Source organism: Amycolatopsis dendrobii, from assembly GCF_014145675.1.
Taxonomy (GTDB): Bacteria; Actinomycetota; Actinomycetes; order Mycobacteriales; family Pseudonocardiaceae; genus Amycolatopsis; species Amycolatopsis dendrobii.
In genome coordinates this window covers 401,245-423,988 of sequence record NZ_JACGZW010000004.1, presented here as the reverse complement: position 1 = coordinate 423,988, position 22,744 = coordinate 401,245, and the positions used below count along the sequence as shown (strand labels likewise).

The 22,744-nt window shown below is 69.5% G+C and carries 20 protein-coding genes; 5 read left to right on the top strand and 15 right to left on the bottom strand.

Features of this window, described 5'->3' with window-relative positions; genetic code table 11:
- Positions 1-3 precede the first annotated feature (3 nt).
- Positions 4-597: a TetR/AcrR family transcriptional regulator gene (locus tag H4281_RS13755; protein WP_182891267.1), complete on the top strand. Its 594-nt coding sequence runs from the start codon at positions 4-6 to the stop codon at positions 595-597.
- Positions 598-599: 2 nt separating this feature from the next.
- Here the strand turns inward: H4281_RS13755 and H4281_RS13750 are convergent, their stop codons facing one another.
- On the bottom strand, positions 600-1,955 hold the full coding sequence (locus tag H4281_RS13750; protein WP_182891266.1) for an NAD-dependent succinate-semialdehyde dehydrogenase: 1,356 nt from the start codon (positions 1,953-1,955) through the stop codon (positions 600-602).
- Between the two features lie 237 nt (positions 1,956-2,192).
- On the opposite strand from H4281_RS13750, the gene H4281_RS13745 reads away from it, so the two are divergent.
- A complete protein-coding gene (locus H4281_RS13745) occupies positions 2,193-2,708 on the top strand; it encodes a lytic polysaccharide monooxygenase auxiliary activity family 9 protein (protein ID WP_182891265.1) in 516 nt (171 codons plus the stop codon).
- 55 nt (positions 2,709-2,763) lie between these two features.
- Here H4281_RS13745 and H4281_RS13740 read toward each other — a convergent pair whose 3' ends face one another.
- From H4281_RS13740 to H4281_RS13720, 5 genes are all read right to left on the bottom strand, one after another.
- Positions 2,764-3,561, bottom strand: a complete 798-nt coding sequence (locus H4281_RS13740; RefSeq protein WP_246411766.1) for a nuclear transport factor 2 family protein — start codon at positions 3,559-3,561, stop codon at positions 2,764-2,766.
- Positions 3,562-3,597: 36 nt separating this feature from the next.
- Positions 3,598-3,840, bottom strand: coding sequence for a PLD nuclease N-terminal domain-containing protein (locus tag H4281_RS13735; protein WP_182891264.1), 243 nt, complete (start codon positions 3,838-3,840; stop codon positions 3,598-3,600).
- A gap of 120 nt (positions 3,841-3,960) precedes the next feature.
- Positions 3,961-5,076 carry an FAD-dependent oxidoreductase gene (locus H4281_RS13730; RefSeq protein ID WP_182891263.1) on the bottom strand — a complete coding sequence of 372 codons (1,116 nt, stop codon included), beginning with the start codon at positions 5,074-5,076 and terminating at the stop codon, positions 3,961-3,963.
- Between the two features lie 1,533 nt (positions 5,077-6,609).
- A complete protein-coding gene (locus H4281_RS13725) occupies positions 6,610-9,960 on the bottom strand; it encodes a TM0106 family RecB-like putative nuclease (RefSeq protein WP_182891262.1) in 3,351 nt (1,116 codons plus the stop codon).
- Positions 9,961-10,984: 1,024 nt separating this feature from the next.
- On the bottom strand, positions 10,985-11,956 hold the full coding sequence (locus tag H4281_RS13720; protein ID WP_182891261.1) for an alpha/beta hydrolase: 972 nt from the start codon (positions 11,954-11,956) through the stop codon (positions 10,985-10,987).
- Positions 11,957-12,260: 304 nt separating this feature from the next.
- Here H4281_RS13720 and H4281_RS13715 point away from each other — a divergent pair, with 304 nt between their 5' ends.
- Positions 12,261-12,791 carry a GNAT family N-acetyltransferase gene (locus H4281_RS13715; RefSeq protein ID WP_220507163.1) on the top strand — a complete coding sequence of 177 codons (531 nt, stop codon included), beginning with the start codon at positions 12,261-12,263 and terminating at the stop codon, positions 12,789-12,791.
- Between the two features lie 159 nt (positions 12,792-12,950).
- On the opposite strand, the gene H4281_RS13710 is transcribed toward H4281_RS13715, so the two are convergent.
- From H4281_RS13710 to H4281_RS13680, 7 genes are all read right to left on the bottom strand, one after another.
- Positions 12,951-14,168, bottom strand: a complete 1,218-nt coding sequence (locus H4281_RS13710) for an RNA polymerase sigma factor (protein WP_182891259.1) — start codon at positions 14,166-14,168, stop codon at positions 12,951-12,953.
- Positions 14,165-14,488: a YciI family protein gene (locus H4281_RS13705; RefSeq protein WP_182891258.1), complete on the bottom strand. Its 324-nt coding sequence runs from the start codon at positions 14,486-14,488 to the stop codon at positions 14,165-14,167. The genes H4281_RS13710 and H4281_RS13705 overlap by 4 nt, the downstream gene beginning before the upstream one ends.
- Positions 14,489-14,507: 19 nt before the next feature.
- Positions 14,508-15,128, bottom strand: coding sequence for a dihydrofolate reductase family protein (locus tag H4281_RS13700; protein ID WP_182891257.1), 621 nt, complete (start codon positions 15,126-15,128; stop codon positions 14,508-14,510).
- 108 nt (positions 15,129-15,236) lie between these two features.
- The gene (locus H4281_RS13695; RefSeq protein WP_182891256.1) at positions 15,237-16,064 is read right to left on the bottom strand and encodes a phosphotransferase family protein; all 828 of its coding nucleotides are present in this window, start codon (positions 16,062-16,064) and stop codon (positions 15,237-15,239) included.
- Positions 16,065-16,080: 16 nt separating this feature from the next.
- Positions 16,081-16,989: a ribonuclease Z gene (locus H4281_RS13690; protein WP_182891255.1), complete on the bottom strand. Its 909-nt coding sequence runs from the start codon at positions 16,987-16,989 to the stop codon at positions 16,081-16,083.
- 148 nt (positions 16,990-17,137) lie between these two features.
- A complete protein-coding gene (locus H4281_RS13685) occupies positions 17,138-18,103 on the bottom strand; it encodes an NAD-dependent epimerase/dehydratase family protein (RefSeq protein WP_182891254.1) in 966 nt (321 codons plus the stop codon).
- Positions 18,100-19,068, bottom strand: coding sequence for a ScbA/BarX family gamma-butyrolactone biosynthesis protein (locus H4281_RS13680; protein ID WP_182891253.1), 969 nt, complete (start codon positions 19,066-19,068; stop codon positions 18,100-18,102). Before H4281_RS13680 ends, H4281_RS13685 begins: the two co-directional genes overlap by 4 nt.
- A gap of 182 nt (positions 19,069-19,250) precedes the next feature.
- On the opposite strand from H4281_RS13680, the gene H4281_RS13675 reads away from it, so the two are divergent.
- Positions 19,251-19,877, top strand: a complete 627-nt coding sequence (locus H4281_RS13675; RefSeq protein WP_182891252.1) for a ScbR family autoregulator-binding transcription factor — start codon at positions 19,251-19,253, stop codon at positions 19,875-19,877.
- A gap of 345 nt (positions 19,878-20,222) precedes the next feature.
- On the opposite strand, the gene H4281_RS13670 is transcribed toward H4281_RS13675, so the two are convergent.
- A complete protein-coding gene (locus tag H4281_RS13670) occupies positions 20,223-20,840 on the bottom strand; it encodes a ScbR family autoregulator-binding transcription factor (protein ID WP_237596930.1) in 618 nt (205 codons plus the stop codon).
- A 276-nt stretch (positions 20,841-21,116) separates the two neighbouring features.
- Between H4281_RS13670 and H4281_RS13665 the strand changes: the two genes are divergently transcribed.
- Complete coding sequence (locus H4281_RS13665) at positions 21,117-21,884, top strand: AfsR/SARP family transcriptional regulator (RefSeq protein WP_182891250.1); 768 nt, start codon at positions 21,117-21,119, stop codon at positions 21,882-21,884.
- A 154-nt stretch (positions 21,885-22,038) separates the two neighbouring features.
- On the opposite strand, the gene H4281_RS45555 is transcribed toward H4281_RS13665, so the two are convergent.
- Positions 22,039-22,611, bottom strand: coding sequence for a hypothetical protein (locus H4281_RS45555; RefSeq protein WP_237596931.1), 573 nt, complete (start codon positions 22,609-22,611; stop codon positions 22,039-22,041).
- Positions 22,612-22,744 lie beyond the last annotated feature (133 nt).

The following is a 22,744-nucleotide window of genomic DNA, read 5'->3' as shown; positions in this document are numbered from 1 at the left end:
TGCGTGCGACGTACCCAGCAAGAACGCTCCGACGCGACGCGAGCCGCACTGATCAAGGCCGCCCGAGACCTCTTCGGCGCACGCGGCTACCACGACGTGCCTGCTGAAGAAATCACTCGCACGGCAGGCGTCACACGGGGCGCGCTGTACCACCACTTCGGCGACAAACAGGGCCTCTTCCGGGCCGTCGTCGAAGTGCTGGAACGCGAGCTGACCGCCGAGGTCTCGGAAGTCCTCGACGGCGCAGCGGACCCGCTTTCCGGCCTTTCGTCCGCGCTGGGAGTGTTCCTGGACGCTTGCCTGCGGCCGGACGTCCGGCGGATCTCGCTGACCGACGCCCCCGCCGTGCTGGGCTGGGACGCCTGGCGCGACCTCGAGGCCGAGTACGGCTTGGGGCTGGTCGCGGAAAACCTGGCGGCTGCGCGGGATGCCGGGTTGATCGTCGACACCCCGGTGGATGCTTTGGCGCAACTGGTCTTGGCCGCGGTGATGGAGGCGGCGCGGATGATCGCCAACGCGGACGACCCGGACCGGATGCGAGGGGATGTGCAGCAGGTGTTCGCCGGGTGGTTGAGCGGGTTGTTGCGGGCTTCTTAGGGTCAGAGCCGGATCGACTTCTGGTTCATGAACTCCGCGATCCCCGACGGCCCCAACTCCCGCCCCATCCCCGACCGCTTGATCCCGCCGAACGGCAAATCCGCCTGCGACCCACCGGATTTGTTGAAATACACCATTCCCGCCTCCAGCCGATCCGCGGCCCGGCGCAACCGAACCGGATCGGTGCCGAACACGGCCGCACCCAAACCGAACGGCGAGTCATTGGCGATCTCAATAGCATGATCATCCGATTCGGCCTGGAACAAGATCGCCACCGGCCCGAAGATCTCCTCCCGGTAAGCGTCCATCTCCGGTGTGACCTCAGTCAGGACCGTCGCCTCCAGATACGCACCCTCACCGCGACGCCCGCCCGTCCGCAAGGTCGCGCCCTGCTCCACCGCGCGGGCCACCTGGCCGGCGACCTCGTCCGCAGCGGCGACGGAAGCCAGTGGAGGCAGCTTCGCCGACGGGTCAGCCGGATCCCCGGGGACGTAATAGTCCGCGACCCGCTTGGTGAAGCGGTCCACGAATTCCTCATAAAGGTCAGATTGGACAATAATCCGCTTAGGCGCGTTACAGGACTGCCCGCAGTTACGCATCCGCGCGGTCGCGACAGCGCGCACTGTTTCGTCCAGATCCGCCGTGTCGAGCACCAGCAACGGGTCCGCGCCGCCTAGCTCCAGCACGCATCGCTTCAGGTTCCGGCCCGCTTCGGCCGCCACGGAGATGCCAGCTTGTTCGCTGCCCGTCAGGGAAACGCCTTGAATGCGCGGATCAGCGAGTATCATCGGCACCTGCCGGCTGGACGCGAAGGTGTTCACGTACACATCGTCCGGTACGCCCGCTTCATGCAGAATCTTCTCTATCGCCAGCGCTGAACGCGGGCAAATCGACGCGTGCTTGAGCAGAATCGTATTGCCCAGAACCAGATTCGGCGCGACAAACCGGGCCACCTGATAGCACGGGAAGTTCCACGGCATCACGCCCAGCAGCGCGCCGATCGGTTCCTTGCGGATCACCGCGGAGCCGCCGCGGATCGGGAGCGGCTGGTCGGCGATCAGGCCCGGGCCTTGTTCCGCGTAGTAACGGAAGATGTCCACGACGATCCCGACCTCGCCGCGGCCCTCATTGATCCGCTTGCCCATCTCCAAGGTCATGATCGCGGCCAGCTCGTCGGCACGCTGCTCGAACAGGTCCGCGGCACGGGCGACGATCCCTGCTCGTTCCGCTACCGAACGAGCCCGCCAACTGCGATATCCGTGGCCGACGCGCTCAATCGCCGCGCGAACCTCCTCGTCGGTCGCGTTCTCGATTTCCTCGAACAGCTGGCCCGTGACTGGGTCGGTCACCGTGTACATCGCGGTCTCCCTGCGGTCGGCATCCTCGGCGACATCTTATTGCATACAGTATCCCGTGTATAGATAACGCAGGGTAGCCGATTCTTGACCGAGCGCGGGCGGTCGAGTATGGTCTAGACCACAAATCTCCCCACCCCCTCCGCCCGCGCTCCACCCCACCGCGGGCTCGTCGGTCGTGCCGTGGCTCGTCCGGCCGCCCTCCGGCGCGGGAGCGGGCCCGGCTTCGAAGGAGCCACCATGCCCCGCAAACGCACGATGCTCGCCGCACTCGGCGGCGCGGTCCTCGCTCCGGTGCTGATGCTGATCGGCCCCGGCATCGCCAGCGCGCACGGCTACGTCAACTCCCCGCCGAGCAGGCAGGCCCAGTGCGCGGACGGAACAGTGTCCTGCGGCGACATCAAATGGGAACCGCAGAGCGTCGAGGGTCCGAAGGGGCTGCGCAGCTGCAGCGGCGGCAACGACCGGTTCGCCGACCTCGACGACGACAGCAAGGGCTGGAAGGTCACCCAGGTCGGCAGCCAGGTGACCTTCAACTGGGTGTTCACCGCGCGGCACGCCACCCTCGACTACGAGTACTTCGTCGGCGACACGATGGTCGCGAGCTTCGACGGCGGCGGCCACGCACCGGGGGAAACCGTGTCGCACCAGGTCGACCTGAGCGGCTACACCGGACAGCAGAAGGTGCTCGCGGTGTGGAACATCGCGGACACCGGCAACGCGTTCTACGCCTGCATCGACCTGAACGTTTCCTGACCGCGCGAAACGCCGGGCAGCCGGGCGGGATCCCTCGCTCCGGCTGCCCGGCGCTTCATCCGGCGAACGCCTCGGCGACGGCGAGGCTGTCTTCGTAAACGTGGTATCGCGTGATCAGCCCGCCGCTGACGGTCAGGCACACCGCCACGCCGGTCGCGAAACGGTTGCCGGTCAGTTTGACTGTTTGGGCACTCGTCCCTAAGACCACCGCGTCCGTGCCGTCGACCAGGATCCGGTCGACGCGGACATCGCTTTCCTCTGGCACACAAGCGCTTCCGAGCATCCGGAAGTGATCCGCGACATCCGCCCGGGTGGAACGCGGGCGGATCCACGGCACCACGGGATGCTCCGGTTCCGGCCAGCTCAACCGCCAGTCGACCGGTTCCGCGAAAAGCTCCGCGATCCGGTCCGGGTCGCCCTGCCCTACCCGGTGCACGAATTCCTCCACGACTGCACGAGTGCCCGAGAACGAAGGAAGGGGCGGTTCGGCGAACTGGCAATCGCGCCGGATCCGACCGTCCTCGCCAAGTTCGGCTACCACGAACCCGGTCCAGGCGACCTCCCCGCCCGCAGCGGGAACCATGCAGGTGCTGAACCGGACCGTGCTGTGACGGCCGACTGCGTCTCCGGCGGTCCGGAACGCAAATCCCGCTCCGCCGACGAATTCCTCGAACGCCTCGCCGACCCGGCGCTCAAGCTCATCGTGGCCCCGGTACTCCGCGGACTCGGTGAACTGCACCCCGTCCTCGGCCCACAACGACGCGATCGCCGCGCGCCGAGCGGCCGGATCGGACTCGTTCCACACCGCGACATAACGGCTGGCGAACTCGCCAGCGTCGATCTCCTGATCCATGCCCGGACGCTAACCGCGCTCCACTGACATCTTGTGTCAGCGAAATGAGGCTTCCGCGCTCTTCTTGCCGACCAGGAACCACAACATCGGCCCGAGGAACGGCGCACAGAACGCGAAGACCACCCAGACGAACTTCATCCCGGCGCCGAGCCGGCTGCCGAGCACACTCACCAGCGCGCCGATGAACAGCAAGACCGGAAACGCCACGAGCACCGCGATCCCGGCGACGGCGGCGAACCGCAAGCCTTCATGGACAGTGTCGGCCAGGACGGCGGTCATCAGAAAATTCCTCTCTCACAGCGGGCTGAAACCCATTGTGCGAGCGGAACCGTCCAACCCGGATCGGCTTGACGGCTCGATCCGGGTACCGCTTAAGTCGTACCCCGTCCACTATGGACGTCAGGCTCCGAACAGCTCGAGCAACGCCGCCGGGGCGTCCGCGCGGAAACAGCTCTCGAGGCTTTGCGCCGACTCCGCCGCCGATTTCGCGCTGCGCGGGAACAACGCGGCCTCGTACTCGGCGAGCGCGCGTTCGACGTCGTCCGGGTGCCGGGCGAGCGCGAGTCCCAGCTCAGCACCGTCGAGCATGGCGAGGTTCGCGCCCTCTCCGGCGAACGGCGACATCAGGTGCGCGGCGTCGCCGAGCAGCGTGACGCCGGGCACTCGCGGCCACGAATGCTCGATCGGGAGCGCGTGGATCAGCCGCGGGATCAGCTCGCCGTCCGCGTCCTCGACCAGGGCGCGAAGCCGATCGGACCAGCCGTCGAAGTGACTCAGCACGGCAGCCTTGGCAGCAGCGTGATCGCTGAAGTCGAGGGACGCGGTCCAGGTTTCCGGGACGCGCACGGCGGCGTAGACGTGCAGGCTGCCGTCCGGTTCGCGGTGTGCGAGAAAACCTTTGCCCTCGCCGAGCGCGAAACTCATGCCGCCGCCGAGGAGAGCTGCCGCGTCCGGGTGTCGGGAGTCCGCGTCGAGGAGGTCGATCTCGATGAACGAGATCCCGGTGTACGCCGGTTTTTCCGGTGAGACCAGCGGACGGACCCGGGACCAGGCACCGTCGGCTCCGACGAGCACGTCCGTGGTGAGAGACGTGCCGTCGGCAAGCGCGAGGCGATGCCCTCCGTCAGGCAGCGGTTCCGCGGCGGTGACCTTCGTGCCCCAGCGGACGGTGCCCTCCGGCAGCGAGTTGAGGAGGAGATCGCGCAGGGCCCCGCGGTCGACCTCCGGCCGGCCTCCGCTGCCGTCGTCCGCCTCGGAGAAGAGGAGGGCGGCGGTGCGGTCGTAGACGCGGGTTTCCTGGCCGCCGGAGTGGATCAGGGCCTCGAATTCGGCGTGCAGACCGGCGGCGCGGAGCGCGACCTGGCCGGAGTCGTCGTGGATGTCGAGCATGCCGCCCTGCGCACGGGCGGACGGGGAGGCGTCCAGGTCGAGGACAGTGGCTTCGATGCCGTGGACGTGCAGGACGCGGGCGAGGCTGAGACCGCCGAGGCCGGCGCCGACGATGGTGATGGTCATGGGGTTGCTCCTTTTCTTCGTGTCTTCCGTCAGCTTAACGAACATGTTCGTTACGAACAAGTTCGCTACTGGGTGACGCCGGTCAACCGCGATGCCCGGCTCCCTGGGGGGTCGACTGGGTACCGGCGTTCGGGCTCGCGGCGAATACACAACGATTCGCCAGGCAACGCAACCTGTTCGAGGTTCACCCGTCGCCCGGCTTCCCGAGCCGACCAAACGGTCACTCGATTGGCGGCGATCCAGATCACCTTATGGGGCCGGAACATTCGCGCGGTTCGAGCGTTGTACAGGGTGTCGGTACGGAGGTGCCCCCGGGCCTCACCTTCTGCCTTCCAGGAATACCGGTCCGGCCGGAGCCTGGTCGTGCCACTCGCCGCGAGGCGGCCCCCGTACCGGCGCAGAACTACCCGCTCCGCGTGACTGCTCCCCCCAGACGCGGAACGGGATCCGGTGCTCCTGCTCCCGCCGGCCGGTAACCCCCAGCCGGTCCGGACGGAGAGCGGGAGCACACCCCCGGCCGCGGGAATGTTCTTGGCCCGCAACGAGTTGTACTGAACAGAGTGATACTGGGAAGCCCGCTTCGCGCACCGGATAGGTCTCGTCCAGCAGGTGCGCGTCGGCAGTCCGGATGAGTCGGGTCCCGCCAGTGCTCGCCGGTGTGCCGTCCGGATGAGACCGTCCGAACACACCGTTTTCTCCAGCCACCCCGTCCGCTGCGGCATCTCTCCCCCAGTGCCCCGCACGGACGGGGATCCCGCGCCCCCGCTCCGGCTCCCGCAGGCCGGACGCGCGGGGCGCCCCGACCACCTCGCTCGCCGCGCCACCCCCTCCCCCACGGTCGCGCGAGCGGGGACATGCGCCCGCCCGGCCACCGGATCCCGACCGGATCGGCCGGGCGGGTGCCCGCGCAAGTGCCCGATGACCGCGTCGCGACGCAGGCGGGCGTGGCTCCCGCTGGGCGATGGCATCGCCGCGCAGACGCACTCACCGCGCGGCGCGTCACGGCTGCACCCGTCCTTCCTAGAGCGACTGCGGGGCGGCGCGGGAACACCCGCGCCTAACCCGGCAACGCATTCCAACCCGGGCCGCACCCTTCACCGAGCAACGCACCGCGCGCACACCACATACCAGGCAGCGCACCCCGGCACAGGTAGCGCCGCGCCCTTATGCTGAGCAACGCATCGCGCGCCGCAGGCATGCATGTCCCGCACCGGCCAACACATCCGGCGCGGACAGCTCGCCCTTCGCCAAGCAACGCACCGCGCCGCAGGTACGCGCGTCCCACACCGAGCAACGCATCCGAGCGCGGGCGTGCGCCCTCGCGACACCCAGCGCCCCACGGCTCAGGCGAGCTCGCCCTTCGCCAAGCAACGCGCCGCGCCGCAGGTACGCGCGTCCCACCCCCAGCAACGCATCCCAGCGTGGGCAACGCACCTTTCACCGAGCAACGCATCGCACCGCAGGCATGCGCCCTCGCGACACCCAGCGCCCCGCACAGCTCAGGCGAACTCGCCCTTCGTCAAGCGCCTGGGCTCAGCCGATCCACTCGCGGGCGTCGCGGAGCAACCCGAGCATTCCGGAGACCAGCCGCATCTGGTCCACCGTCCTGATGTCGGCTTCGAGCAGCTTCGGAGAGCACACCAGGACAGCGACGGACTGCGCGCGGGAGAGAGCGACGTTCAACCGGTTACGCGACAACAAGAAATCAAGGCCTCGCGGCAAGTCTACCGCCGAAGAGGACGTCATGGTCGTCACCACAACGGGTGCTTCTTGACCTTGGAACCGGTCCACTGTGCCGACCCGGACGTCGCCGAAGCCAGCGTCGGACAGTGCGCGCGTTACCACTCGCGCCTGGAGGTTATACGGGGCTACGACAAGGAAATCGGCATCAGTGAGCGGCCGGCCTTCCCACGAACGGCCGTGCAGCGACTTGATCACCGACACTACTTGCTCAGCTTCCTCCACCGAGCGCGTGGTGTTCCCGCGATGCTCGACCGATGCCAGATAGAGACCTGACGGAAAACCGTCGATCGAACGTTCCGCGGTGGGATGCGAATGCAGCAGGCCCGCGTACGACAGGGTGGAAACCGGCGCGCAGACAGCGGGATGCATGCGGCGGGTCAGGTCGAGGAAGTAGCCCAGTTCCGCCGGAATGATGTCCGCTTCGCCGATCAGGTGCCCCAGCGCCGACGCCTCCGCACCGGCCGGGTGCGTGCCCTGCACGACCTGCGGCAGCTGTTGCGGATCCCCCAGCAGCACGAGGTTTTTCGCGCACATCGACACCGCCAGCGCGTCCGCGAGAGCGAACTGGCCGGCTTCGTCGATGACGAGAACGTCGAAGGGTTGCTCGCGCACGGCAGCGTTGGCGAAGGTCCACGCCGTGCCGCCGACCAGATGGCCGGTGTCGTGTTCTTCACGCCAGCGTACCAGCGCTGTGTTGTTTTTCGGCTGTTCCCAAGGCAACGACGGATCCGGCGTCCGCTTCGCGCGCTTGGCGCAGGCCATCTCCGGCGCGTTCTCCATGGCCGCCGAAAGGACGTTCTCAACCGCTTTGTGGCTGTTCGACGTGACGCCGACGGTCCGGCCGGACCGCACCAGATGCGCGATGAGTTTCCCGGCCAGGTAAGTCTTTCCGGCCCCGGGCGGGCCCTGGACGGCGAGCACGGAGCCGTCGAGCTGATCGACCGCGGTGATCACCGTGGCGACCAAATCCTCGCCCGGTTCGGGCAATCCGCCGCGCAACCGGGGGATGCGGCGCAGCAGATCGACGCCGGGGTGTGAGGGCAGCGCGGGCAGTGTTTCCCCTGCCAGACGGGCGAGATCGGCTACCGCCTCGTCCTTCGGCGACGGACGGACCGGGCTGCCCGGCAGGACCGCCGCGGGGAGGTCATTGGACGTCCGGTCCGGGGCGCTGCTCTCCTCCAGCGTCACTTCGACTGCGGTCGCGGACACGACTTTCGCGTCGCGCGCATCGGCGCCGTAGCGCAAGCGCACGTCGTCACCGGGCGCGTACGGATGCGGACGGTCCGGGTCGCACCTCACGACCAGCGTGCGTTTCGCAGTGCGCAACCGGCCGGACGGCGGGACCCACTCGCCCGCGGTCACCGACACCGGCACCGCGCAGGTTGTGTCCACTTCGAGGTCGCTGATCGGGGCCGCCAGCTGGCGGAAGAACTCCCACCAGGCCGGGTTCGTCTCGCGGCGGTGGTAGCCGACGGATGCGGCCAGCAGCGCGCGGGCGCGGTCGTCGGGGGTGAAATCCGCGGGGTCGTCGGGGAGGCTGTCCAGGAGCGGGTCGACCAGCGCGGCCATCGCGGCGGCGCGTTCGGCGCGGCGCTGGGCGGCTTCCTCTTCTTCGGTGCGGCGGAGCAGAGCGTCCACTTCGGACTCGGGATCCGGCTCGGCAAGGTCGATTCCGGCTTCGACGCGCACGCGGTGCAGGAATTCGTGCAGGCGCAAGGTGGAGACGCAGTCGTACTCGTTGTAGTCCGCGATGCCGCGCAGCACTTCGTCGGCCTGCTCGGTGTTTCCCGCGGAGGAGAGCGTCAGGTAATCCTCGTACGCCTCGATGCTCGACGCCGCCGTTTTCACCTCGCCAGCGCGGGCTTCCGGCATGTACAGTGGTTCTAAATACTTGATCGAATACGACCGCTGTCCTACCCGCAAAGCCTTGCGTACCACGGCATACAGGTCGATCATCGCGCCGCTGCGCAGCAGTTCGTCCACGGCTTCCTCCCGCGTGCCGTGGACGGCGGCGAGCCGCTTGATCGCCGTGACCTCGTACGGCGCGTAGTGGTAGACGTGCGCGTCGGGGTGTTCCGCGAGCCGTGCGGTGGCGAAGTCGACGAACTCCTCGAACGCTCGTTTCTCCTGCGCGCGCGAGTGCGCCCAGAACGGGGTGAAGCGCTCGTCCGGGGTGACCGCGCCGAAGAGGTACTCCAGGCCGGTGCCGGCCAGGGCGTACGGGTCGCCTTCCATGTCGAAGAAGACGTCGCCCGGGCTGGCTTCGGGCAGTTCGGCGAGCGCGTCCGGCGCGATGATTTCGTAGGCCAGCTCACCGGTTTCGTCCTGCCGGACCTGGATCGCGGCCTGCGCGCGCAACGAGGCGAATGTGCCCTCGGACATGTCGCGCGGACGGTCGGCCGGTTCGGCTCCGGCGAGCGCGTCGATGGTGCCGAGCCCGGCGGTCACCAGCTTGCGCCGCTGCTCGCTGCGCATCCCGGCGACCAGCGACAGGTCGCGGTCCGCCTCGCGCGCGGACGAACAGTGGTCGGCGAACGCGCATCCGGTGCACGCCGGACGCTCGTCTGCCCAGATGCGGTCGGGCAGCTGCGGCGGACGGTCCTCCAGCCGGTCGCGGAGCCGGTCCACGAGCGGGAGGAAGTCGTCGACGCGGAGGCTGCGCGTGCTGCCGTCGCCCAGCAGCAGGTGCATCTCCGGCCCGGCGGGCCAGCCGCCGCGGCGCAGAGCGTCGGCGTACGCGGTGAGCTGCACGACCGCCGACGGTTTGGCGTGCCGGGCGAGCTTCGTGTCGTAGACCTCGTAGCGGCCCTGGTCGTCACGCAGAAGGAAATCGGCGCGGCCGGAGAACTCGCCGTCGTGGAACACCGCCTGGTAGATCACCGGCGCGCCCGCGCGCAGCGCTTCCTCGGTGGCCTTCGCCGCGACGACCGGATCGTGCTCCTCGATCTCGACGACCTGCGTCCGCTCGCTGCGCAGGCGTCCGAGCGTGGCCGCTTCGTGCGCCCGCCCGTGCTTCACCGCCAGCCGATCGGGTGCGGAAGTGGGCCGCGGCGCGCCGGGTATCCCCGCCGCCAATGCCTGTTTGAGGATGCTCCGGTGCTCGCATTCGAGCAGGTCAGCGAGATCAGACGGCGTGTACATCGCCCGGCAGTCTGTCACGGTCGGCGGAGGGCTCTGGCGAGGCGGGTGCCGACACGCCGCCCGGAATTGTCGGTGGCGGGTGGGATGATCTTGGAGTGGGCGGGAACGGGTGCGATGGGAGGTGCGAGCTGGGGTTTTGGGAAATTGGAGGCGGACTGGTGATGCCGGCGGCTGGAGGTGGAGCTGGATTGGCGGGATCTCGGTGAAGGCGGGTTTGGGGTGACGGGCTCTGGTTTGGGGTCAGTGCTTAGTGGCGTTCGGTGAGCTGCTCGCTGGCGGCGACCTCACAGGCTGGCCGTGACCTCGCGGGCTGGCCGTGACCTCGCAGGCTGACAGCGACCTCACAGCCTGGCACCTACCTCACAGCCTGGCAGTGAGCTCGCAGCCTGGCAGTGAGCTCGCAGGCTGATAGTGAGCCGCGGGGTTGCCGGTGAGGTCGTTCGGCGGGGTGCACACCGTCCCGACGGCCTCGGCAGAGCGTCGACGCACGGCCGCTAAGGTGCGGACCGGCCGAGCGCGCCCGATGGCAGTCCTCTCGGGCCGCGACGCGCCTTGACCAGCGCGGGCGGGTGGTCCGGGTCCTGCGACGCGCGGGCCGGTGACGTTGTCGCTCGCGTCCGCTGAGTGCTCGCTATCGCGACAGCCTCGTCAGGAAGGCCGCCGCGAGACCCGCAACAGCCGGACCAGCGACGCGGTCGATCAGTGCTGCGGGGTGCGCGCCGCCCCGGCGGCCTCGCCCCGCGCCGGCGGGCGGCGTGAGGTCCTGCGACGCGGAGGCCTGTGACGCGGTCGATCCCGCTTGCTGTGCGCAGGACCCGGCAGCCGCGGCACAGCAGCCGACACGAGGCCTGCGACACGCGAGTCGCGGACATCGTCGACCACGTGCTGCCGAGCGCGCCACCCAGACGGCTTCGACAGAGCTACCAACGCGAGATTCTGCGACGCGCGGGCCAGCGATGCCATCGTCCGCATGCTGCGCGGTGCGCGCCACCCGACTGCTTCGGCCGGGCGGCGCGCGGTCCCGCTACGGCGTCGGGCGGCCTAGCAACCGCTCGAGCCACGACTCGCGAGCCGCGACGCAAGCTTGGGCCAGTGCGGATTCTGGGGCGAGGTCGTAGAAACCGTGGAACGCGCCGCCCCAGACGTGGAGTTCCGCGTTGCCTCCTGCGGCCCAGATCGCGCTCGCGAAGGCGACGTCCTCGTCTCGGAACACCTCTGCCGCGCCGACGTCGATGAAGGTTGGCGGGAGGCCGCTCAGGTCGGTTGCTCGTGCGGGGGCTGCGCAGGGCGAGACGTCGGTAGTCCCGCGGCGGTCGCCGAGAACTGCTGTCCACGCGGTCAGGTTGCTTGTCCGGTCCCAGACGCCGGTGCCGTCGTACTGGTGAGACGACACCGTCTCGTTGCGGTCGTCGATCATCGGGCATTGCAGCAGCAGGCCGAGCAGCGCGGGGGTGCCGCGGTCGCGGGCCAGCAGCGCGGTGCCTGCGGCTAGTCCTCCGCCGCCACTGCCGCCGAACATCACTAGGCGCTGGGGGTCGAGGCGCAGGGTGTTCGCGTTGGCGACCGTCCAGCGCAGGCCCGCGTAGCAGTCCTCGACGGGCACCGGGTCGGGATGTTCCGGGGCCAGCCGGTACTCGACGGTGACGGCGACCGCGTCGTACTTCAGTACCCACTCGATCAGCGGGGCCGCTCCGGCGAACCGATCCCCCATCACCATTCCGCCGCCGTGGAGGAAGTAGATGCCAGGGCCGGGGGTTTCGTGGTCCACGCGGGACAGGACGGAGATCTCGATCTCCGCGCCGTCGTAGCCGGTGATCGTGTGGTGCGCGCAGTGGACCGGGCGGGTGCCGATTTGTTCTTCGATGCTGGGGAAAGGGAGGTTCCGGTAGTGCGGCAAGCGGTCCGCGGTCATGCCGACCGGCGCGTAGCCGTCGAGCGTCGGCAGCACGGCGGCGAGTTCTGGGTCGAACGGCGGACGCGGCGAATGGGGCGTCATGAGTGCTCCTGGAGGTCATCGTTCCCCTTCGGCGGCGACCAGCGCACAGCGGAGCGCGCGTCGGGGCGCGAAGGGGGAAATCGGTGGGAAAGAGTCGTGCCAGGGCACCGTCGGCCGGTACGCCGCCGAGAGCCCGGCGGCTAGCCTCTGTCCACCTCGATGAGCATGCGACGAGATTACCCTGCTACGGGGGCATCCGGGGCCAAGTTATCGAAGAGTGCACCTGAGTTCGTTGTCTGCCAAGGACATCGCGGAGGCTTTCGCAGCTGGCCGAGACGAGGCTGGACAGTGCAGAATGGAAGCCGTGACAGTCGTTTTGCCCATTCCCCGGACCGCAGCCGCGCCTGCTCTGCGATTGCGTCCGTGGCGGGCGGAAGATCGGCGGGCGTTGGTCGACGCCCATCGTGACCCGCTGTTGCGCCGACGGTTGACGACGTCCCTTGCCAACGACGCCGAGGCGGGGCGGTGGCTGGACGCGCAGGCAGCCGGCTGGGACACCGCTACGCAGTTCAGCTTCGCGGTGGTGGGCGACGACGACACACCTCTCGGGCACGTCGTCGTGAAGGTTCGGGACGCTGGCACCGCTGAGGTCGGCTACTGGACGGCTGCCCAGGCCCGGGGTCGAGGCATCGCTGCCCGGGCACTGGAAACCACGTCGCGGTGGGCGCTCGACACGCGGCGGTTGAGCCGTCTGGACTTGCTGCATGCCGAGGACAATCCGGCGTCCTGCCGGGTCGCGGAGAAATGCGGCTACGTCCTTGACGAACTGCTGCCGCCCGCGCCGCCGGACTTCCCGGTCAGCGGGCACCGGCACGTACGCGCCCCTGGCCGCTGACTGCTACCCGTTTCTTGCCTCGGCGGGGCGGGCAACGGGCACATACCGGGCGAGCATGATCGTCGGCGGCGAATGGCACCACTCATCGCCCGGCCCCGGTCGCGGCTCATCAGGGTGGCGAGACGGGCCGCCGCTCAGCACGCCGACGAGACCCAGTTGCTACCCCAGCTCCTCTCGTCGGCGAGACAGCGCAGCAGTCTCCGCGGTATTGCCCGCCAGCTCGATCGCGCGGTCGTAAGCCGTCCGCGCCTCGTCATTGCGGCCTAACCGGCGGAGCAGGTCAGCGCGAGTGGCGTGGTACGGGTGATATCCGGCCAACCGGTCCCCCAGCCGCTCGACCGACTCCAGCGCCGGCTCCGGGCCGTCGAGTTCGGCGAGTGCGATGGCGCGGTTCAGGGCGACGATCGGCGACGCGTCGATGCGGACGAGCTGGTCGTAGAGGGCGAGGATCTGCGACCAATCGGTCTCCCGCATGTTCCGCGCGGACGTGTGCACGGCGTTGATCGCGGCCAGGATCTGGTACCGGCCCGGAGCGACCCGGGTGGCGAGGCGTTCGCGCACCAGGCGGTGGCCTTCGGCGATCAGCGGTGCGTCCCAGAGAGCACGGTTCTGTTCGTCCAGGGCGACCAGTTCGCCGTCGGCGGACACCCGGGCCGGGCGGCGGGCTTCGGTGAGGAGCATCAGGGCCAGCAGGCCGGTCGCCTCGCCGTGGCCGGGCAGCAGGGCGCAGACGAGGCGGGTCAGCCGGATCGCTTCGGCGGTCAGGTCTTGGCGCACGGGGCCGGTGCCGGGGCCGGTGGCCAGGTAGCCCTCGTTGAAGGTCAAGAACAGCACGGCGAGGACGCCGGAGACGCGAGCCGGCAGGTCTTCGGCGGAGGGCACTCGGTACGGGACGCGGGCGGCCTTGATTTTGGCTTTCGCGCGTGTGATCCGTTGTCCCATAGTGCTTTCCGGCACCAGGAAAGCGCGGGCGATCTCGGGCACGGTCAGGCCGCCGACCATGCGCAGGGTCAGGGCGACCCGGGATTCGGCGGCCAGAGCCGGATGGCAGCAGGTGAAGATCAGGCGGAGGCGGTCGTCGTCGATGAGGTGGGGAGGCGTGGTGTCGTGCACCGGCTGGGCCTCCCGTTGCTTGTCGTCGCGTTTGTTCTCGCGGCGGATGCGGTCGATGGCTTTGCGGGTGGCGGTGGTGGTCAGCCAGGCGCCGGGGCTGGGCGGCACGCCGTCGGCGGGCCACCGCTGCACCGCGGTCGCGAACGACTCGGCGGCGGCTTCTTCGGCGATGTCCAGGTCGCCGAAACGCTTGGTCAAACCGGCGACCACCCGGGCCCACTCCTCGCGGTGGGCGCGGGTGAGCGCCTCCCGGACGTCGCTCACCGGAACGGTCGCACCTCGACCTTCCGGTTGCACGCCTTCGAACCCTCGGCGGCGAGGGTGAGCGCCACGTCAAGATCCGGGGCCTCGATGACCCAGAAACCGGCCAGGTATTCCTTGGACTCGAGGAACGGGCCGTCGGTGACCATCCCCGCCGCGTCCCGGTTGTCGATGACGGTCGCGGTTTCCGGCGCGGCCAGGCCGCCCGCGAAGACCCAGTGATTGTCCGTCTGGAGGCGCTCGTTGAAGACGTCGATCGCCGCGTCTTCCTCCGGCGTGGCGAGCGTGGCCTGGTCGTGGACCACGGAAATCAGGTACTGCATCGCAGGATCCTTTCTGAGGTCAGCGGCCCGCGTACTGCGGACGCCCGGCGGGGCGCCAGACCTGCGTCGTCACGCCCTTCGTGTCCACGCGCGACTCAATCAGATCCAGGGCCAGATCCGGGCCGTTCCGCGGGAAAAGCCGCTTGCCCTGTCCGAGGACCACCGGGATCACGAGCAGGATCATCTCGTCGACCAGGCCCTGTTCCAGCAGCCACCGGACCAGGGTGCCGCTGCCGTGCACCTGCAGCTCGCCGCCCGGTCCGGCCTTGAGGTCCGCGACGGCGCTCGCCAGGTCGCCGGACAGGACGCTGGCGCCGGACCAGGCCGGGGCGGCGAGCGTCGTCGAGGCCACGTACTTCGGCCGCTCGTTCAGTGCCCGCAGGATGGGTTCGCGGCCGGGGGCGGCCGCGGCGCTCATCGAGCCCCACGAGCCCGCGAACAGGTCGTACGTCCGCCGGCCGAACAGGAAAGCGTCAGCGCGCTGGTAGGTCTCGTTGATGAACGCCAGCGTGTCCTGATCGCCCTTCCCCCACGCCCATCCGCCGCGTTCGAATCCGTTCCGGCGGTCCTCGTCGGACGCGCCGCCGTTGCCTTGAACGACGCCGTCGACGGTCAGCTGGGTCACGGTCGTGAGCTTCATGGTCGCGGTTCCTTCGCTTCGGTGCCGCCCCTCGCGGGCGGCTTCACCACTGCTACGAACACCGGCGACCCGATCCGACAACGCGGCCAGAAATCTTTGAAAAAATCTTCAGCCGCGCGTCTCCAGCCAGGCCGCGACGGAGCGGACGAAGCCGTCGACGCTGGTCAGCGGCTTACCGGTGAAGACTGCGTGGAGGTGCTCGACGCCGATCGGGTCGTTCCAGGCCTGTGCGCGGCGGTAGGTCTCCTCGTCGGTGGCTGCGCGGAGCACGTCCCAGCCGTGCCAGGTCGCGACTAGTGCGGCGTCGATCGCTGGGTCGGCCAGGGTCGCCAGGTCCCAGTCGAGGACGCCGGTCAGCTTGCCGTCCGCGGCGAAGTGGACGTTGCTGCCGCCGAGGTCGCCGTGGACGAGTCTCGCGGGGACGTCTTCGAGCGCGAGCAGCGTGTCGAGCCGTTGCCGGACGTCGTCCTGCCGCCTCGCCGGCAGCCGGGGGATGACGTCGTGCAGGATCGCCGCCCAGTCCAAGCGGCGCGGGCGGTGGAGGACGGCTTCGAGTTCCGGCGAGATCTCGACCTCATGCAAGGCGGCCAACAGCGGGCCGAACGCTGCCGGGTCGCCGACGCCTTCCGGGAGTCCCTCGCCGTCGATCCACGAAACCGCGACGGCTGCGCGGTCGCCGAAGGCGGTGACTGGAGTCAGCGGCTCCGGCACGGCGAAGGGCAGCCCGGCTGCCGCGACCGCGCGGAGGATCTCGGCTCGGCGAGGCAGTTCGGCGGCGGAATCGGGACGCTTGCTGATCCGGACCGCGGCGACGCCGGGCAGCAGCACGACATGGTGCATATTCCCTTGCGCGGCAAGGCGAGCAGAGCCGATCGGGGCGTCGGGGAGGAGTGCTTCGGCGATTTCCAGCAGGTCAGCGGGGACCGGTTGAGGCATGCCGCGATTCTGCACCTCACCGGCGCGGCGGCAACGGCACCACGTCCAGGTCGCGGGCCACGTGGATCTCGCCGTCGAACACTTTCGCGGCCTCGTCGCGGAACCGGTCCGCCTCCTCGTAGGGGTAGCGCTGCGAGAAGTGCGTCAGCAGCAGCTCCCGGGCACCCGACTCCGCGGCGAGCCGCCCGGCGTCGGTGCTGGTCAGGTGGCCGTAGCGGTAGGCAAGGTCGGCGTCGTCGGCGCGGAAGGTCGATTCGGCGATCAGCAGGTCCGCCTCCCGCGCGCAGGCGAACGCGCCCGCGCACAGACGCGTGTCCATCACGAACGCGACCACCTGACCCCGGCGCGGCACGCTCACGTCCTCGAGCCGCACCACGCCGGTCGCGGTTTCCAATACGCCGTCGGCCTGGAGCTTTCGCACAGCGGGCCCCTGGACGCCTGCCGAGGCGAGCGCGTCCGGCAGCATCCGGATTCCGTCCGGTTCGGCGTAGCGGTAGCCGAAGCAGTCGATGCGGTGTTCCAGCGGGTACGCCGACAGCGCGCCGCCGAGCGGGCCCGGCGCGGAGATCGGCAGCGGGACCAGTTCGGCGCGTTCGTGGAACGACGTCGAGTGCCGCAGCCGGTCGAAGTACTCCTGGCCGGACGCCGGGTAGTGGCAGCGCACGGGATGCGGGACGCCGTCCAGGGACAGCCGCTGGATGAGGCCGGCGAGGCCGAGGCTGTGGTCGCCGTGGAAGTGCGTCACGCACAGGTGCGTGAGCTCGCTCGCCGTCGCGCCGGCGTACATCATCTGCCGCTGGGTGCCCTCGCCCGGATCGAAGAGGATGCCGTCGGTGTCGAAGCGCAGCAGGTAGCCGTTGTGGTTGCGGTGCCGGGTCGGCGTCTGGCTCGCCGAACCCAGCACGACTAGCTCGCGTCGGGACATGACGATCATCTTCGCGCCGCGCCCGGGCGCGGCGCCACCGAAATGAACTCCGCGGAAACGGCGGCGGCCGTCCGGGATGAATTTCCGGACGGCCGCCCTCAATTATCGCCGAATGAATTCGTTCGATCACTTTCCGCGAATTCGATCTTCAGCCCGCCCCGGGAATTGCCAGCGTTTCCCGATACCAGTTCCGGGATTGGGCCATCCGGACGCGCAGTCCCGGTCCCGGGGATACTCCGGCGGTCTTCCAGACCCGTTCGCTGTCGTACCAATGGTCCCGGGTGAGCAGCGACCATTGGTGCTCGCTGAGCCAGGGCGTGCGCGCCCGGTGCTCGGCGAGCGGCAGATCAGAGTCGGGAACCCGCAGGTCAAGCATGGTGCAGACGGCTTCGAGCAGCTCGCGCATCCGCACCGGTCGCGGGTCGGCCACGTGGAACACCTCGCCGGGGCTGCCCAGTGCCGGGTCCAGCGCGAACGCACTGAGCACGGCAGCGAGATCCCACGACGAAACCACTGACGTCCGAGCCATGCCGCCCGCGGCCCACGCCGGCACCGCCCGCAGCCACTTCACCAGCGCCGGGACCACATGCCGGTCTCCGTCGCCGTACACCAGGTGCGGCCGCAGGACGATCCCGCCCGCGGCGCGGACCTGCTGTTCTCCGGCCAGCCGGGTGCGACTGGTGGCCGAGGCGGGCCCGAGGTCGAGCATGTCCTCGGGCTCGCCTCGATGCTCGCCGTCGCGGTAGACCGCGCAGGTGCTGAGGTACACGACGCGGCGCGTGCCCGCGCGGTGCGCCTCCGCGAGCAGCCGGGTCGTGCCGCGGTCGTTGACCTCGGCGCATTCCTCTTCGGCGCCGCCGATCCGGGACGCGGCGTGCACGAGCGTCGCGACGCCCGTGCACGCCCCGGCCAGCCCGGCGGCGTCGGTGAGATCGCCTCGGTGGATCCGCGCGCCGGATCGCGTGATCCACTCCGGCACCGCACCGCGCGCCAGCACCCGCACCGCGGCGCCGCGGGCGAGCAATGCCCGCAGCACCGCCGAACCGATGAACCCGGTCGCTCCGGTGACGAGGATTTCCCCGGTCGTACTGTCCGCCCCCAGGCCGGCAGTCATGACCTGCGCATCGCCAGGATGCCGGTGGCGGCCGCGCGGCCCTTCTGCTCCAGGACCACCCGCACCACGCGGCACCCGTCCGCGTCCGGTTCGAGTTCGTCCGCCACCAGCAGGCATTCGGAGTCGAACTCGACGTAGGCGGAGAACTCGAAATCCGACCGCAACGGCAGCGCGTGCGGATCTCCGAGCGTCAGCAGCGCCGCCTGCCGCGCGCCCTCCAGCAGCACCATGCCCGGGACATGGTCCACCGAGTGGTCGAACAGCACCGGGTGGTCCGGGTCGAACTGCAGCGACCAGGCGCCCGGAGCCGCGGTGTCCGCGACCAGCACGTCCTCCTCGCGGTCCCGGCCGACGAGCACCGGGTCCACCGTGGGCAGCGCACGGGCCTGGAACGGCGTCGCCGCGAAGTGGTCGCCGCGCAGCCGGCGGTAGACCGCCGGGGACACGCAACGCCAGGTTTCCGAAGCGGTGCCGACCAGTTCGTCGTCGCGGAAGCAGCCGAACTCGGTCCGCATGCCGACGAGATTCTTGCCGCGGAACACCGGGTCGTGCGCGCTCGCCCGCAGCACCACGTCGATCGGCCGACCCTCGGTGACCAGCCCTTCGGGGGTGATAGAGCTGGTCTTCCAGTCGGAGATGAACGCGTTGCCGAGCGAAACGCCGTAGGCGCGGTGCGCGATCAGCAGCGACGCCTGGCGGGTGGTTTCCGCGTACAGCATGGGGTCGTGCGACCCCGGGGTGCGCGGGCCGAAGAAGCCGTGCCGGCGCGGCCACTGCGCGCCGACCTCGAACTGCCCCTCGCCCACGATGTTCAGATCGGTGACGAAAACTTCCGAGACGGCCGCGCGGTGCACGAGATTGCGCGGGATCGTCTGCTGGAAGTCGACCGGACGTCCGCCCGGCGAACTTTCGCCATCGGTGATGAAGGTTCTTCTGACAGACTCCTCTAACAACGTACCGACCATGTCGGTCCTCCCAGAAAAAAGAACTTCCCCAGTACCCCCACAACATTTTTAGCGGAAACGGGCGGACAAAACCATACCTACCTACCGGTTTTTTTCTCTGGCTCCGATGGCCGGGCCGGAGGTAGACTGGCGTGTCAGCGTGGCCGGTCCGGGCCCGCGGCTTCCCGAAAGGAGTGTGCGCAGTGGCTCGCCAGGAACGCGCGGAGCAGACCCGCAAGGCCATCCTCGACGCAGCCGCGTCCAGGTTCGACGCGGTCGGCTTTCTCGGCGCGAGCCTGTCGGACATCCTCGCCGAGGCCGGGGTGACGAAGGGCGCGCTGTACTTCCACTTCAAGTCCAAGGAAGAACTGGCGGACGCGCTGATCCGCGAGCAGTTCACCGTGTGGGACCCGCTGGCCGACATCGACAACCCGGGGCTGCAGACCGCCATCGACCTCACCCAGAACATGGGGCACAGCCTGCGCACCGACGTGCGCGTGCGCGCCGGCATCCGGCTGGTCATCGAGCAGGGGTCGTTCGTCACCCCGGCCGCGAACGCCTACAAGCAGTGGATCGACACCGTGCACGGCCTGCTGCTCGCCGCGAAAGCGGCGGGCGACGTGCGGAAAGACGTCAACGCGCACGATCTCGCGCAGTACGTCGTCGCGTCGTTCACCGGGAGCCAGCTCAGCTCGCAGGTGCTGACCGGGCGGACGGACCTGCACGAGCGGATCACGTTCATGTGGCAGACGATCCTGAACGCGGTGGTCCCGCCGCGGCGGCTGCACAAGTTCGATCCGGCGGGGACTCCTCCCGACGACGCCGAGTGAGACCTGGGCCGGCCAGGAAAACCGGACAGTCGGTCGGCTTGGCGACCCTGGACGAATATGGTGCTGCGCAACGGGTTTCGGCGGGCTCGGTTCACTGGGCCGCGCAACTCGCGATAAACAGGGCGGCCGGTCGGTCTGCTTGACGAACGCGCTGCCGCACCACGGGCTTCGGCGGCTCGCGCCGCTGACAGGGCGGATGGTCGGACTGCTCGGCGAATATGCCGTTGCGCAACGGACTTCAGCGGCTTCGGCTCACTGGGCTCACGGCCAAGCAGAGTGCCCAGCCAGCTCGAACCCCTCGCAGCGCGGGTACTTCTCGACTTGCGGCGCGGCTGGCGCAGCCGCTCAGGTGCCCGTCGCTTCAGCAGCGGTCGGATCCGCCGGTTGCGCGGCCTCGATCACGCGCCACAGCTCGGAAAGCGTGCTCACCAGATCCGTGCCCGCCGGGATGGTGCCGCTCGCCGCCGCCGATTCCAGGCCCACGCAGGTCACCACGACCAGCAGCGCCGCCATGTCCGGGCGGACGTGCGGGCTCAGTTCCCCCGCCCCGTGCGCCGCGGCGATGTGTGCGCGCACCTGGCCCAGCCACGCGCGGACGAAGGCCACGAACCGCGGGTCGTTCGAGCCCATTTCGCGGGCCAAGCGGAAGCTCGCGCCCACTTTGGCGTCCTCGGCGAGCCAGCCCATCAGCGCCCGGCTCAGGTCGGCGAGCCTGCGCAGATGCGGACGGCGCCCGCGGGCTCGCGCGACGTGCCCGTGCAAGACCGCGACGGCCGCCGACTGCACCTCGTCGCAGATCTCGTCCTTGGACGAGAAGTGGAAGTACAGGCCGCCCTTGGTCACGCCCGCCTCGCGGGCGATGTCCACCATGCTCGTGGCCGCGTAGCCGTCGCGGTGCAACAGCGCCGCCGCGGCGTCCAGCAGCAGGAGCCTGGTCAGCTCCGCACGGGCCTGTTTAGTCACCGTCTTCCCCATCGTCTCGCGCCGGGAACGGCACACGGCGTGCGTTCCGGCCGTTCAATCATGACATACCGACCGCCCGGTTTACCAGAGTTCATGGCCGATTACCTGGCAACACCGCCCTGTTCAAGATCGAAACAGACCAACCTCCCGGTTTTGTCTTGAAAACCGACCTCCCGGTTTGCTATGGTCCAGTGGTGGACCCGGCTCGGACCGGCAGGCAGCGGCGCTGGGGGCGCCGCCGGACGGGTCCGGCGCGAGAGACACCGGAGGGCAGTCATGCTGAACTACGAAATCCTCGGACAGATCAGAGTGAGCGGCCGGCCCGGCGTCTGCGCCCCGCGGGCCCGCAAGATCGAGACCTTGCTGTCCGTGCTGCTGGCGAAGAACAACCAGGTCGTGACCGCTGAGCATCTGATCGGCGAGATCTGGGGCGAACATCCGCCGGCGCGGGCGAGCGCGGCGCTGTACGTGTACGTGTCGCAGCTGCGGAAACTGTTGCGCGGCACCAGCAAGGACGCGGAAGAGAGCCCGGTGGTCACCAGTCCGCGGGGGTATTCGCTGCACGTCGGGATCGACGAGCTTGACGCCGACCGGTTCACCCGGCTGTACGAGCAGGGACGGACGTTGCACTGGGACCGCGGCTACGGGCAGGCGGCGAAGGTGTTGCGGGAGGCTACGAATCTGTGGCGCGGGGCGGCGTTCGGCGGGTTCACCGACTCGCCGGATGTGCAGGCTTATGCCACGTTGCTCGAGGAGAGCCGGCTTGGGTGTCTCGAGCTGCTGATGGAAACCGAGCTGCTGATCGGGCGGCATCGCGAGGTCGTCGGGCAGCTGTCCGCGCTGGCGAAGGAACATACGCTTCGCGAGACGTTCACTGAGTATTTGATGACGGCGCTGGCCCGGTCGAACCGGCGGGCTGAGGCGTTGGAGACGTTTGCTTCGGCTCGGCAGAATTTGGTGCAGCAGCTGGGGATCGAGCCGGGGAGCTCGTTGCGGAAGCTGCATCACAGCATTCTTGTCGGGGAGATGTCGGACGCGGTCTGATCCCGATCGCGGCCGATCCGGCCCGGTCCTTCCGTCATGAGCGGGGGGGCCGGGCCGTTTTCGTGCGCGGGCGACGGTGGGCGGGGTGGGTGAAAAGCCGTGAGGGGAACCCTCCGGGACGCTGAGTCCCTCAGGATTCCCCTCACGGCACCCCTCAGCTGCGGTAGACCGAGACTACGAAACCGCCGCACGTAACGGGTTCTCCGTACCAGCCGCCCCACCGGCTGTCCAAGGCCAGGCCTGCCAGTTCGGCCATCAGGTCCAGTTCGGCGGGCCACACGTAACGCAGGGGCAGCGACGCGTCGGTCAGGTGCACGATCTGCCGGACGTCGTCTACCGCGCGTACGCGGGCGTCCGCGGTCCAGCAGGCCGGATCCGGGTGGCGGCCCTGCACGACGAGTGCGCCGCCGGGGCGCAGGAGGCGGCTGTAGCGGCCGATCGCGCGCAGCTGGTCTCGCTGGTCGGGCAGGCGGGACAGCACGTCCGCGCCCAGGTAGCCGGCGTCGAAGCGCGGGCCGGGTTCCAGGTGGACCTCGTAACCTTCTCCGGCCAGTGCGTCCGCTACCGGGCCGCCGCCGGGGACCAGGACTCTGCCGGAGCCGCGGCGCCGCGATACGCGGTCGGCCACTTCGGAGAGGAACGCGACCGCGCCCGCGGGGTCGTCCGCCAGCGGGGCCAGCCACGCGGCCACGGGATCGACCGGCTTTTCCATTACCCGGGTCGGCATTGCCGCCACCTCACTTCACGCAGTGGTCCTCTCTACTCCACAGAGAGTGCCGGAGCGATCTAAAGCGGATCTAGCGGAATCGGGGTCCCCTAGGCAAGCCTGAAGGGCGACCCGCGGCGTGCGGGTCGCCCTT

Excerpts from the sequence above, each read along its gene's own strand:
- H4281_RS13700 (WP_182891257.1), bottom strand. The coding sequence starts at position 15,128 with ATGAAGCTCACGACCGTGACCCAGCTGACCGTCGACGGCGTCGTTCAA.
- H4281_RS13690 (WP_182891255.1), bottom strand. The coding sequence starts at position 16,989 with ATGTCCCGACGCGAGCTAGTCGTGCTGGGTTCGGCGAGCCAGACGCCG.
- H4281_RS13685 (WP_182891254.1), bottom strand. The coding sequence starts at position 18,103 with ATGACTGCCGGCCTGGGGGCGGACAGTACGACCGGGGAAATCCTCGTC.
- H4281_RS13750 (WP_182891266.1), bottom strand. The coding sequence starts at position 1,955 with ATGTACACGGTGACCGACCCAGTCACGGGCCAGCTGTTCGAGGAAATC.
- H4281_RS13705 (WP_182891258.1), bottom strand. The coding sequence starts at position 14,488 with ATGCAGTACCTGATTTCCGTGGTCCACGACCAGGCCACGCTCGCCACG.
- H4281_RS13665 (WP_182891250.1), top strand. The coding sequence starts at position 21,117 with ATGCTGAACTACGAAATCCTCGGACAGATCAGAGTGAGCGGCCGGCCC.
- H4281_RS13725 (WP_182891262.1), bottom strand. The coding sequence starts at position 9,960 with ATGTACACGCCGTCTGATCTCGCTGACCTGCTCGAATGCGAGCACCGG.
- H4281_RS13695 (WP_182891256.1), bottom strand. The coding sequence starts at position 16,064 with ATGCCTCAACCGGTCCCCGCTGACCTGCTGGAAATCGCCGAAGCACTC.
- H4281_RS13735 (WP_182891264.1), bottom strand. The coding sequence starts at position 3,840 with ATGACCGCCGTCCTGGCCGACACTGTCCATGAAGGCTTGCGGTTCGCC.
- H4281_RS13745 (WP_182891265.1), top strand. The coding sequence starts at position 2,193 with ATGCCCCGCAAACGCACGATGCTCGCCGCACTCGGCGGCGCGGTCCTC.
- H4281_RS13730 (WP_182891263.1), bottom strand. The coding sequence starts at position 5,076 with ATGACCATCACCATCGTCGGCGCCGGCCTCGGCGGTCTCAGCCTCGCC.
- H4281_RS13740 (WP_246411766.1), bottom strand. The coding sequence starts at position 3,561 with ATGGATCAGGAGATCGACGCTGGCGAGTTCGCCAGCCGTTATGTCGCG.
- H4281_RS45555 (WP_237596931.1), bottom strand. The coding sequence starts at position 22,611 with ATGCCGACCCGGGTAATGGAAAAGCCGGTCGATCCCGTGGCCGCGTGG.
- H4281_RS13680 (WP_182891253.1), bottom strand. The coding sequence starts at position 19,068 with ATGGTCGGTACGTTGTTAGAGGAGTCTGTCAGAAGAACCTTCATCACC.
- H4281_RS13720 (WP_182891261.1), bottom strand. The coding sequence starts at position 11,956 with ATGACGCCCCATTCGCCGCGTCCGCCGTTCGACCCAGAACTCGCCGCC.